Origin of the sequence: Prauserella alba, assembly GCF_024171735.1 — a bacterium.
Classification (GTDB): Bacteria; Actinomycetota; Actinomycetes; order Mycobacteriales; family Pseudonocardiaceae; genus Prauserella; species Prauserella alba.
Genome location: NZ_JAMTCH010000003.1, coordinates 1,130,727 through 1,142,488, shown reverse-complemented (window position 1 = coordinate 1,142,488; position 11,762 = coordinate 1,130,727). Strand labels below are relative to the sequence as shown.

The window sequence follows — 11,762 nt, the reverse complement described above, 5'->3', positions numbered from 1 at the left end:
CAGCTCTCGACGATCACGCCAGCCCGCGGATCACACGGGCGGGCGGCTTGTCACCGCGGATCGCCGCCACCACGTCGAGCGCCTGGCATGTCTCGGCCACGTTGTGCGCGCGGAAGACGGCCGCACCCTGCCACGCGCACACCGCGGTCGCGGCGAGTGTGCCCGGCAACCGCTCACCCACGGCCCGGTCGAGCGTCTCGCCGATGAAGTCCTTGTTGGACAACGCCACCAGCACCGGCCACCCGGTGTCGACCAGCCGTCCCAGATCGCGGGTGAGCGCGAGCGAATGCCATGTGTTCTTACCGAAGTCGTGCGTGGGGTCGACCAACAGCCCCTCGGCAGGAACCCCCTCGCGGACCAGATCCTCGGCGCGGCGCGTCACCTCGGCGATCACGTCGGCCACGACGTCGGGATAGTGCACCCGATGCGGCCGCGTACGGGGAACCGCGCCGCCGGTGTGGGAGCAGACGTAGCCGGCGCCGAACTCGGCGGCGACCTCCGCCAGTCCCGGGTCCGCGCCCGCCCAGGTGTCGTTGAGCAGGTCCGCGCCCTCCTCGCACGCCAGCCTGCCGACCTCCCGGCGCCAGGTGTCGACGCTGATGACCACGTCGGGGAACCGCTGCCGCAGCTGCGCCACGAACGGCACCACGCGCCGCGTCTCCTCATCCACGTCGACGTCGGTGCCCGGCCCCGCCTTCACCCCGCCCACGTCGATGATGTCCGCACCGTCGGCGATCGCCCGCTCGGCCGCGGCCAGTGCCTCGCCTGCGGCGTAGGTCGCGCCGCGGTCGTAGAACGAGTCCGGCGTGCGGTTCACGATCGCCATGACCAGCGGCCGGTCCCTGCGCATCGCCCGGCCTCGGAAACGGATCACGGATCCTGCGGAAGTCTCACCGGTCTGCACCCCTCCAACGTATCGGTTCCCGCCGCCCCACCGGCCCGCACAGCCACGCCGGCGACGCGCCGTCACCGCGGCGGCGCGCCGGCCGCCGCACTGCCGCCATCGGTGGCGTACCGGACGCGGTCCTCGTCGGACAGCGACGCGGTGATACTCCGCTGCGCCTCGGGAGGCAGTGTGTGCAGGATCGACATCACCCGGTCCTTGCGCCGGAGCGCCCCCTGCCGTTGCGGCAACCCGGGGGTCGGTTGCAGCTGCGGGACGACGCCGCGCACGTCGTCGACCGATCCGTCGTGGTGGCCCGCGGCGGCGTGGGCCTCCTCACGGGCGATCTGCGCCGTGTCCTTCTCCTCGCTCATGCCGATCGGGCCACGCACCCGGCCGTTGAGGAACTGTTCGACGACGGGTTCGTCGGAGGTCAGCAGCACCTCGCGCGGGCCGAACATGACGAGTTCCTTGCGGAACAGCATGCCGATGTTGTCCGGCACGGTGCGTGCCACGTTGATGTTGTGGGTGACGATGAGGATCGTCGCGTCGATCTGCGCGTTCAGGTCCACCAGCAGCTGCGAGATGTAGGCGGTGCGCACCGGATCCAGGCCGGAGTCCGGCTCGTCGCACAGGATGATCTCCGGGTCGAGCACCAGCGCGCGGGCAAGCCCGGCACGTTTGCGCATCCCGCCGGAGATCTCGCCGGGCAACTTGTCCTCGGCCCCGCCCAGCCCGGTCAGCGCGAGCTTCTCCAGCACGATGCGGCGCACTTCGGTTTCCGACTTCTTGGTGTGCTCCCGCAACGGGAACGCGACGTTGTCGAAGAGGTTCATCGACCCGAACAGCGCACCGTCCTGGAACAGCACCCCGAACAGCTTGCGGGTGTCGTAGAGCCTGCGCTCCGAACAGCGCACGATGTCGGTGCCGTCGACCGTGCAGGAGCCGTGGTCGGGTTTGAGCAGGCCGATCATCGACTTGAGGAACACCGACTTGCCGGTACCCGACGGGCCGAGCAGCACCGACACCTCGCCCGGCGGCAGCGTCAGCGTCACGTCCCGCCAGATCGGCTGCTTGCCGAACGACTTGGACAGCCCTTCGACGACGACCTCCGCACCCACGCTGCCTCCTGAAACCGCGCTCCGTCGAGCGGTCCGACATGAAACACGTTCCAGCCTGACACCCCAGCACAGAGGGGTCAAGCAGCGCGAATTTCGATTAACCAAGACTCCGGCCCAGTACAGCAGACTCGGTACAGCAGACTCAGTACGGCAGGCTCAGTACGGCAGGCTCAGTACGGCAGGCTCAATGCAGCAGGCTCAATGCAGCAGGCTCAATGCAGCAGGCTCAGTACAGCAACAGCGCCACCGGGGTGGCGAGCAGGAGTGTCAGGGCCACGCGCTCGAACCAGATGACGATCATCCGCGGCACGGAGATCGGGATGTCGGTCGCCAGCACGCACGGCACCAGGGCGGAGAAGAACACGATCTCGGACACGCAGACCACGGCCACGATGAACTTGACCACCGCCGTCGATCCGGCGACCACCAGCGCCGGCAGGAACATCTCGGCGATGCCCACCGCCGCGGCCTTGCCGATCAGCAGGGGTTCCGGGGCCTGCGCGATCCACGCGAACGGGTAGAACAGGTAGCCGAGCCAGTCGAACAGCGGCGTGTAGGTCGCCAGAACGAGGCCCAGCAGGCCGATCGACAGGATCGACGGCAGGATCGCCATGGTCATCCGCAGTCCGGAGGCGAAGTTGACGGCGATGTTGCGTCCCAGCGACGGCGCCGCGGCCACGGTCGCACGCGCCTCCTGCCAGGCGCTCGCGAACCGGCGGCCACCGGCGTCCCGTTCCGGCTGCGGGGTCACGCCGTCGGCGCAGGTGTCGGGAATCCGGGACAGCGGCGGGATCCGTACCGTCACGGCGGTCACCACGAACGTGATCGCCAGGGTGGTCCAGAAATAGGTGTTCCAGCTGCCCATGAGATCCAAAGTGGACGCGACGACGACCATGAACGTCGCCGAGACCGTGGAGAAGCCGGTCGCGATGATGGCGGCCTCGCGGCCGGTGTACTTGCCCTGCCGGTACACCCGGTCGGTGATCAGCAGGCCCAGCGAGTAGCTGCCGACGAACGAGGCGACCGCGTCGATCGCCGACCGCCCCGGGGTGCGCCACACCGGCCGCATGACGGGGCGCAGCAGTACGCCGATGAATTCGAGCAGGCCGTACCCGACGAGCAGCGCGAGGAACACCGCCCCGATCGGCACCAGCAGGCCCACCGGGATCACGAGACTGTCCATCAGGAACGGCCCCATGTCCTCGTCGAACAGCCATGCCGGTCCGACGTCGAACACCAGCATGCCGCCGACGACGAACCCGGCCACCTTGGCGATCGAGAACGCCACCGACATCGCCGACCGGTTCCATGTCCGGGAGGCGAACGGATGCACCGCGCCGGCGAGGATGATCGCCAGCATCAGATACGGCAACGCTCCCGGTATCGCGGTCTCGACGGCGGTGACCAGGTGGTCCAGCACGATCGAGCTCTCGCCGCCGATCGACACCGGGACGAAGAACACGAACGCGCCGACGACGCTGTAAGCGAAGAACTTCCACATCGGCACGCGGCTTCTGCCGCCGTCGGCATCGGGAAGCTCGGCGCGGGGAACGTCGCCGCCGTCTCCGGCGACGTTCCCGGCAGGCCCGTCTCCGGCACCGCCGCTGCCGTCACGTCCCGTGCGCCCACCACCGGCGCCGGCACGGTCGGCACCGCCGCTTCCGGCGTCGTGGCCTTCGGGATCCTCGTCCCGTCGCTGTTGGGTCGCCATCCGCCACCTCCTTTGGTGGCAGGCAGCGTCGCACCACGCCGCCTCGTCGCTGAACAGGTCACACCGACGAACAGTCTCGGATCTCAGACGCACGGCGACGGAAGCCGGCCTGCGGGCCTGCCACCCACTCGCGCCCGCCGCGGGTTCACCGGATGCCCGGCCACTGCCCCTGGGCCGCGAGCCGCTCGGTGACCTCCACGACGCCGCGGCGCACCGCGACCACGGCCTCCCGCGGCTCGTAGGTTTCGGTGGTGGTCCGGACGGCCACGTGTCGACGCAGGCCCGGGTCGACGATGCGGCGAACACCGAGCCCCCGGACCTCACCACGACCGGCGACGACCGACAGCGGCAGGATCGTGCAGGCTTGCCCTCCTGCCGCGATCCGCAGCATCGTGCCGAGCGACTCCACGTCCCCGACGACGGCAGGCCGTAGCCCGGCGGCGGCGAAGGTGCGATCGATGAGCGCACGCAGGTGGCTGTTCGCACCGGGCGTGACGAGTGGCACGGCGTGGAGGTCGGACAGGGCCACCTCGTCGTCGGACGGAGGCGGCGGGTCGGGCTGCCCGACGAGGTAGAGCTCCTCGGAGTACAACGGCACCTCACCGGCCCGGGGAGCGTCGTCCTCACGGAACACCGCGGCCAGATCGAGCCTGCCCGCCAACAACAGCTCGTGGATATAACCGCTCATCGACTCGAACAGCTGAAGGTGGATGCCCGGGTAGTGGTGCTTGACCCAGTCGAACAGGGCGGGTGCCAGCGGCGCGGCGACCGTGGTCGGCAGGCCGACCGCGACCGGTCCGTGCACGTTGTCACGGTGGTCGGCGACGTCGCGGGCCAGCCGGTCGAACTGCCGCACGAGCTGCTGGGCGTCCCGATAGAGCGCGGTGCCGGTGGGCGTCGGGCGCACGCCCCGCGGGCCGCGGACCAGCAACTGCGCTCCCAGCCGGGACTCCAGCTGTGTCATGCGCTGGCTCAGTGCAGGCTGCGACACGTGCAGCCTGCCCGCGGCCGTGGACAGGCTCCCTGCCTCGACCACGCTGATGAAGTCCCGCAGCTGCGCGATGTCCACGTGGCCGTCCCGTCCCCGATCGTCAGTGCCCGTCCCGCCGCCCGCGCCACGCGACGCGCCGCGCACGTTCGACGACCGGACGATCGATCATCTCACCGTCCACCATCGCCGCGCCCTCGGACTCGACGGCCAGCACACGCTCGGCCCACGCCAGCTCCTCGGCGGTGGGTGCGAACGCGGCGTGCACGAGCGGCACCTGCGTGGGGTGGATGCACAGCTTGCCGCCGAATCCCCAGGCGAGCGCCCGTTCGGCGGAACGGGTCACCGCATCTGTGTCGCGGATCGCGGTACTCACGCCGTCCACCGGTTGCGGCAGCCCGTGCGCCGCGGACCAGCGGACGAGGTCGGAGCGGGCGGTGTCGAGCGCGGCGTCGGCGCTCACGCCCAGATCGAGCGCGAGGTCGACGCTGCCGAACAGCAGCCGCACGACGTCGGCGGCGGCCGTGATGCCGGCGAGGCCCACCAGGCCCCGGGCGGTCTCGACGAGCGGCAGCACCGGCGTGCCTGCGGCCGTGGCCGCGGCGGCGACATCGCCGGCGCTCTCGGCCTTGGGCAGCACCACCGCGGCCGGGCCGAGGCTCCGGCATGCGGCCAGGTCGGCCTCGCCGTGCTCGGTGTGCAGGCCGTTGACACGGACCACGACGACGTGGTCCGTGTCCGGCCAGTGCCGCACCAGGTTGTCCCGAGCCGTGTCCTTCTCGTCGGCACCGACCGCGTCCTCGAGGTCGATCACCACCACGTCGGCACCCGCGCCGATGGCCCGGCCGAACCGCTCGGGACGGGACGCGGGCACGAACAACCAGCTCACCGCCTCGGCGGTCGCCGTGGGTCCCCTACCGGCCTCGCTCATCGCCGCCCTCCGCACTGCCTGTCGGCCACCCTGGTCGTCTCCATCGTCGTCGAGCCGCCGCTCATGCCACACCGTCGGCGACCAGCTCGTCGATCTCGTCGCCCGACAGGCCGAGTCCGGTCAGGATCTCGCGCGTGTGCTCCCCGAGTGCGGGCACGGGGTCCATTCTCGGTGCGGGATCGGTGAGACCGGGCGGCGCGGGCGAGGCGACCGGCCCCGCCGGCGTCGGCACCTCGTGCCAGCGGCCACGGGCCGCCAGTTGCGGGTGGTTCCATACCTCGCTCACGCTGTTGACTCGGGCGTTGGCGACAGGGATCTCCGACAACAGGGCGATGGCCGCATCGCTGGACAGCTCGGCGAAGCGCTCCGCGACGATCGCGCCCAGGGCGTCGCGGTGGGCGTTGCGGTCGGCGTTGGTGGCGTACTGCGGATGGTCGGCCAGCTCGGCGCGCCCGAGGAACCGTTCGCAGAACAGCCGCCACTCGCGGTCGTTCTGGATGGCCATCATGACCACCTTGCCGTCGCCGGCGGTGAACGGCCCGTACGGATAGATCGTCGCGTGCGCCGCGCCTGCGCGCGGCGGCGGCTCGGCGCCGTCGTAGGCGTAGTACATCGGAAACCCCATCCACTCCACCGTGGACTCCAGCATCGAGACGTCGATGTGCGTTCCCAGGCCCGTCCTGCCGCGTTCCAGCAGCGCCGCGAGCACGGAGCTGTAGGCGTACATGCCTGCGGCGATGTCGGACACGGAGATCCCCACCTTCGCCATCTCCTCCGGCGTTCCGGTGACCGCCACGAGTCCCGCTTCGCTCTGGACCATGAGGTCGTAGGCCTTGCGCGTCTCGTAGGGCCCGGGCGAGCCGTAGCCGGAGACGTCGCAGACGATGAGGCGCGGATCGCGCTGTCGCAGGGCCGGTGCGCCGAGTCCGGCCCGCTCCGCCGCACCGGGCGCCAGGTTCTGGATGAACACGTCGGCGTCGTCGATGAGTGCGCACAGCGCGGACATCCCGCGCGGATCCTTGATGTCGAGCGTGAGGGATTCCTTGTTGCGGTTCACCCACACGAAGTGTGAGCTCAGCCCCCGCACCCTGGAATCGTAGGCACGGGCGAAATCCCCGACGCCCGGACGCTCCACTTTGATCACCCGTGCGCCCAGGTCCGCCAACTGCCTGCTCGCGTACGGAGCGGCGATGGCCTGTTCCAGTGACACGACGGTCACGCCGCGGAGAGGTTGCATACCTGCGCCTTTCGCTGTCCGCCCTGCTTCGTGTCGGCACCCGGGGTGCGGCCGGGTACCACCGTGCCCGGGTCGCACCGGACTCGCGCCCTGTCGTCGGTCGCCGGCACGTCAGACCACCACGCTCAGCACCATCACCAGCACCAGCGACACGACCGAAGCCAGCGACGTCACGAACGTCAACGCCTTCAGCGCACCGCGCGTGGTCACCCCGAGCAGGCTCTGGAACATCCAGAAGAAGTTGCTGTTGAGCTGCAGCGCGAACAAGGCGCCCGAGCCGATCGCCAGCGCGAGGACCTCGGCCGGAATGCCCAGCCCGCCCATGATGGGTGCCAGGATGCCGGCCGCGGCGATCCCGGCGACCGCGATGGATCCGATGGCCAGATGGAGCACGGCGGCGACGAGCCACGCCAGCAGCACCGTCACCAGCGCGGGCACCCCGGCGCCCGCGGAGAACATGCCGGAGAGCACGTCGTCGAGGTTCGTCTCGCCGATGACCGCGCCGAGCGATCCGCCTACGCCGGTGACCAGCAGAATCTGCCCCGTGGAGTTGAATCCCGCCGTCATCGTCGCGCCGACAGCGTCGGCGCCGAGCGTCCTGCGTGCCAGGACGTAAGCCCCGACGAGGCCGACGAACAGCGCGAACACCGGATCACCGAGGAACGCGAGCACGTCGGACTTCACACCCGCCGCCTCGGTGATCGCGCCGGCCGCGATGAGCAGCAGCGGCACGACGATGGGCAGCAGTGACACGGCCAGCGGAGGCATCGCACGTTCCCGCGCCACCGCGGTGGTCGTCCCACCGGCCGGCGCAGGGCCACGCTCGCCGTCGGCGTCGTCCGCAGCCGGTGCCGGTGCCGGTGCCGGGGTGTCGTCGCACGGACCACCGCCGGGAGCAACTCCCTGAGTGTCGGTTGTGGACTCCACTTCGTCCTTGCCGGAGTTCCAGAAGCCCCTGGCCAGCAGCCGGCCGTAGACGAACACGGTCAGCAGCGCCGTCACCGGACCGAGTACGAAGCCGTAGAGCAGCATCGTGCCGAGCGGCACGTCGAGCAGCCCGGCGATGGAGATGGTGCCGAGCCCCGGCACGACGAACACGTAGCCGATGAGGATTCCCGCGGTCAGCGAACCGGCCATCATCGGGAGGCCGTTGCGCCCGAGGTGGGGTGCGGCGGAACGAGCCAGCGGAGCGGCGAGCACGAGCTGAACGTCGACGTAGATCGACGGGAAGACCGAGCTCAGGGCAACGGCGAGCGCGTACGGCAGTCGCCGGGGCCCCAACGCCCGCAACAGCTTCTCCACGACCTTCTGCAGCGCGCCCATCGCGTGCAGCAAGCCTCCCAGCAGCACGCCGAACCCGATGAGCAGGCCGACCTCGGCCATGATGTCGCCGAACCCGGTGGCCACGGTGGTGATCGTCTTCTCGAAGCCGAGCCCCGAGGCCAATCCGAGATAGAGTGATCCGACGACGAGCGCGATGACCGGCTCGACCTTGACCACCAGGATCAGAGCGATGACGGCGGCGATCGCGACCGCCGCGTGTAACACGACCATGTGTCTTCCGTTCCTCTCCGCCGAAGCGCCGGAACGTGATCGAAACACGCCTCGGCCGGCACCGGTAGACGGTGATCACCAAGGGCGGTATAAGCCCGCCTTATGCCGGCGGTCGGCCGAGTTCCAGCGTCAACAGGTGGTAGCTCAGCGTCTTACCGTGGCCGTCGAGCACGGTCGAACCGGTCACGCCGCCGCCGAGTACCCCGGGCAGGCGGAACACCAGTGCGGGCAGTCCGGGCACGACGCGCCTGCCGACATCGCCGGTGACGAGCGGTGCGAAGTGAGCAGCCACCACGTCGGCGGTGAGCCGCCGGTCGAGCACACCGAACGCGGCGTCGTCGCGTGGCAGCACGGCGAGCATCAACGTGTCGCCCTTGTCGCCCGCCCGCACGTCGGCCAGCTCGTCGACCGTCGTCATCGCACCGCTCCCCTCGTCGACGGCCACGCCGGCACCGCTCCCGTCGTCACCGCTTCCGTCAGCACTGCTCTCGTCGTCACGGCGCACCCCGTCGTGCCGGCCGTGACCCGATCACCGTCACCCGCGGGCGCACCTGTGCGCGCGGCACGACGCACGACCGCACCGCGACGACCTCCGTCACGCTGCTGCGCGCACCCCCGCCGCCCGCGGGACCGTTGGTGTAGAGGGATTCCACCTCCCAGCCGACGGCGTCGGCCGCCGCTGCGGACGGCACCCGCGCCGACACCCGCAGCCGGACCTCGGCGGGATCGGCCGCGGGGGCGAGTCCGCGCAGCGCCGCACCCGCGCCGATGTATTCGACCTCGACGGCGTCCTCCGGCAGGCTGTGCACCGCGACGAGCCGCTCGCACACGATGTCGGCCGCCAGCCGAGCCCGGTCGAGGCAACGCGGCCCCGCGTACGTCAGCTGCCCCTCGCCCAGCCAGCCTCCCCGGAACCCGAGCGTCACCTTGAGCCCGTCGGGGCGCGGCCCGCCGGTCGCCCCCCTCGCCGTCACCCGGTCGGGCCCGGTGTCGGCGAACGTGACGCCGCTGAAGTCGGCGACCACGTCCGGGGTCACGTAGGCGGCCGGATCGTCCACTTCGTACAGCAGTTGCTCACCGCACGTCCGGCGATCGAGCCTGCCACCCGAGCCGTCCGGCTTGCCGAACACGGCGGCCCCGTCCGCGCCCACGTCGGCGAACGGGAAGCCGAGCCGCGCGGGATTCGGCACGGGTTTGGTGATCGGATCGGCGAAGTAGCCGCCCGTGAGCTGGCCCGCGCATTCGAGCAGATGACCGACGAGCGTGCCCTTGCCGAGCAGCTCGTGGTCCCCAGCGCCCCAGCCGAACTCGTACCGGAGCGGGCCGAGGTACAGCGCCGGATCCGCGACGCGGCCGGTCACCACGACATCCGCTCCCGAGGCGACCGCGTCGGCAACGGCCTCGGCGCCGAGATAGGCGTTGGCCGAGATGAGCTCCTCGCCCACCTCCGACAGCGGCGTACCCGTCTCCCACACCACCGGGTCGAGGGTTCTCACGAGGTCGAGCACGTCGTCGCCGGTGACCACGGCGACCCGGGCGTCGATCCCGGACTCCCCGGCGACGCGCGACGCGCAGTCGCCCGCGGCCTCCGGGTTCGCCGCACCCGAGTTGGTGACGACGGTCGTCCCGGCGGCGTGGCAGTGCGGCAACACGGCACGCAGCCGCGCCGCCAGCAGTGGGTCGAAACCGGCGTCCGGGTCGGTGAGCCTGCGGGCGTGTCCGGCCGCGACGGTGCGCTCGCCGAGACATTCGAACACGAGGTAGTCCGGCCGGGCCTCACGCGCGAGCTCCACCGCCGGGTCGATCCGGTCTCCGGCGAAGCCCGCGCCCGCACCCAGACGCACCGTCCGCGCGGCCGTCATGCCGCCCACACCGGAATCGCACCCGTGGCCAGCGCGACGGCCAGCATCACCAGGCTCGCCAGCCACGCCCACCCGATGAGTGCGCGGATGTGCTTGCCGATCTCCACCCCGGCGAGCCCGACGAGCAGGTAGAAGGACCCGGTGAGCGGGCTGATCGGGAACCCGAGTGTCTCCTGGCCGAGCAGGGCCGCCTGAGCCAGTTCGGTTCCGGTGATGCCGAACTGTTCACCGACCCCGGTCAGCACCGGCAGCACGCCGAAGTAGAAGGCGTCGGGCCCGAACAGCAGGCTCAGCGGCACACCGAGCACACCGACGATCAACGGCAGCGCGGGCGCGGCACCGGCCGGGATGGCCCCGGCTGCCGCGGTCGCCATCGCCTCGATCATGCCGGTGGCTTCGAGAATGCCGAGGAACACGCCCGCGGCCAGCAGGGTGGTGACCATGAGCATCGCGCCCTTCGCGTGCGCCTCGATGCGCTCGGTCTGCGCCCGGAGTCCGGGATAGTTCACGATCAGCGCGAGCACCAGCCCGGCCAGGAACACCGTTTCGGCGGAGGCGAGGCCGGCGACGAGGCCGCCGATCACCGCGGCGGTCAGTGCGATGTTGAACCAGAACAGCCTCGGCCTGCGCAGGCCACCTGCCGTGGCGTCGTCGCCCTCGGACGTGCCACCGCCTGCCGCCTCGGTACTGACACCGGTACCGCCGGAATCGCTCCCGGAACCGCCGGGATCGGCCGGGTGCGACGCGGCGCGGGGTTCCGGCCCACTCGCCACCGCGGCGGAGACCGGCTCCTCCGCGGTGATCCGCTTACTCTCCCGCCTGCCGAGCCACCACGCGATCACCAGCACCGTCACGACACCCGCGAGCTGGGCGGGGATCAACGGCACCCAGAGGTCGTTGACCGGAACGCCGGTGGTGCTCGCGGCCCGCAACGCCGGGCCGCCCCACGGCAGCAGGTTCATCACGCCCGCGCCCAGGCCGACACAGGTGGCGAGCAGCAGGCGCCGCATACCGAGCCCGTCGAAGACCGGCAGCATGGCGGGGATCGTGATGAGGAACGTCGTCGCCCCGGCACCGTCGAGGTGCACGGCGCACGCCAGCGCGGTCGTCGCCACGCACACGGTGGCGGGCGCGTCACCGGCGAAGCCGACGATCCGGCCGATGATCGGGTCGAACATGCCCGCGTCCCGCAACACGCCGAAGAAGGTGATGGCGAACACGAACATCGCAGCGGTGCCCGCGACATCGGCGATGCCGGCTCCCGCGAACTCACCGACCTCGGCCGGACCGAAGCCCGCGACGAAGGCGGCCACGATCGGCACGCCGGCGAGTGCCACGACGGCGGCCACCCGATTGGTCAGCAACAACACCAGGATGACGCCGACGGTTGCAAAGCCCAGCCAAGACAACATTGTCCCAGGACCTCTCCACGGTTTCGGATCTGCGGAGAGTCTGCTGTCGCCACCTTCCCCACG

Annotated in this window: 10 protein-coding genes; all 10 read right to left on the bottom strand. The window is 71.0% G+C overall.

Translation table 11 applies throughout. From position 1 onward, the window contains the following. Nucleotides 1-13 precede the first annotated feature (13 nt). Nucleotides 14-850, bottom strand: coding sequence for a dihydropteroate synthase (folP, locus tag LY12_RS05170; protein WP_253854905.1), 837 nt, complete (start codon nt 848-850; stop codon nt 14-16). A 116-nt stretch (nt 851-966) separates the two neighbouring features. Continuing rightward, the gene (locus tag LY12_RS05165; protein WP_308292069.1) at nt 967-2,004 is read right to left on the bottom strand and encodes an ABC transporter ATP-binding protein; all 1,038 of its coding nucleotides are present in this window, start codon (nt 2,002-2,004) and stop codon (nt 967-969) included. A gap of 226 nt (nt 2,005-2,230) precedes the next feature. Beyond that, complete coding sequence (locus LY12_RS05160; RefSeq protein WP_253853590.1) at nt 2,231-3,715, bottom strand: YjiH family protein; 1,485 nt, start codon at nt 3,713-3,715, stop codon at nt 2,231-2,233. A gap of 145 nt (nt 3,716-3,860) precedes the next feature. Next, nucleotides 3,861-4,784 carry a LysR substrate-binding domain-containing protein gene (locus tag LY12_RS05155; RefSeq protein ID WP_253853588.1) on the bottom strand — a complete coding sequence of 308 codons (924 nt, stop codon included), beginning with the start codon at nt 4,782-4,784 and terminating at the stop codon, nt 3,861-3,863. A gap of 22 nt (nt 4,785-4,806) precedes the next feature. After that, nucleotides 4,807-5,634 carry an HpcH/HpaI aldolase/citrate lyase family protein gene (locus LY12_RS05150; protein ID WP_253853586.1) on the bottom strand — a complete coding sequence of 276 codons (828 nt, stop codon included), beginning with the start codon at nt 5,632-5,634 and terminating at the stop codon, nt 4,807-4,809. A 61-nt stretch (nt 5,635-5,695) separates the two neighbouring features. After that, nucleotides 5,696-6,871, bottom strand: coding sequence for a CaiB/BaiF CoA transferase family protein (locus LY12_RS05145; protein ID WP_253853584.1), 1,176 nt, complete (start codon nt 6,869-6,871; stop codon nt 5,696-5,698). Nucleotides 6,872-6,982: 111 nt separating this feature from the next. Further along, nucleotides 6,983-8,425, bottom strand: a complete 1,443-nt coding sequence (locus tag LY12_RS05140; protein WP_253853582.1) for a GntP family permease — start codon at nt 8,423-8,425, stop codon at nt 6,983-6,985. Nucleotides 8,426-8,525: 100 nt separating this feature from the next. Further along, a complete protein-coding gene (locus LY12_RS05135) occupies nt 8,526-8,870 on the bottom strand; it encodes an AtuA-related protein (RefSeq protein WP_308292068.1) in 345 nt (114 codons plus the stop codon). Nucleotides 8,871-8,919: 49 nt separating this feature from the next. Beyond that, the gene (locus tag LY12_RS05130) at nt 8,920-10,287 is read right to left on the bottom strand and encodes an acyclic terpene utilization AtuA family protein (protein WP_253853580.1); all 1,368 of its coding nucleotides are present in this window, start codon (nt 10,285-10,287) and stop codon (nt 8,920-8,922) included. Then, nucleotides 10,284-11,699: a CitMHS family transporter gene (locus LY12_RS05125; protein WP_253853578.1), complete on the bottom strand. Its 1,416-nt coding sequence runs from the start codon at nt 11,697-11,699 to the stop codon at nt 10,284-10,286. Before LY12_RS05125 ends, LY12_RS05130 begins: the two co-directional genes overlap by 4 nt. Nucleotides 11,700-11,762: the final 63 nt, after the last annotated feature.

Coding starts and splice junctions, on each gene's coding strand:
- LY12_RS05140 (WP_253853582.1), bottom strand. CDS start 8,425: ATGGTCGTGTTACACGCGGCGGTCGCGATCGCCGCCGTCATCGCTCTG.
- LY12_RS05160 (WP_253853590.1), bottom strand. CDS start 3,715: ATGGCGACCCAACAGCGACGGGACGAGGATCCCGAAGGCCACGACGCC.
- LY12_RS05150 (WP_253853586.1), bottom strand. CDS start 5,634: ATGAGCGAGGCCGGTAGGGGACCCACGGCGACCGCCGAGGCGGTGAGC.
- LY12_RS05130 (WP_253853580.1), bottom strand. CDS start 10,287: ATGACGGCCGCGCGGACGGTGCGTCTGGGTGCGGGCGCGGGCTTCGCC.
- LY12_RS05125 (WP_253853578.1), bottom strand. CDS start 11,699: ATGTTGTCTTGGCTGGGCTTTGCAACCGTCGGCGTCATCCTGGTGTTG.
- LY12_RS05145 (WP_253853584.1), bottom strand. CDS start 6,871: ATGCAACCTCTCCGCGGCGTGACCGTCGTGTCACTGGAACAGGCCATC.
- folP (WP_253854905.1), bottom strand. CDS start 850: ATGCGCAGGGACCGGCCGCTGGTCATGGCGATCGTGAACCGCACGCCG.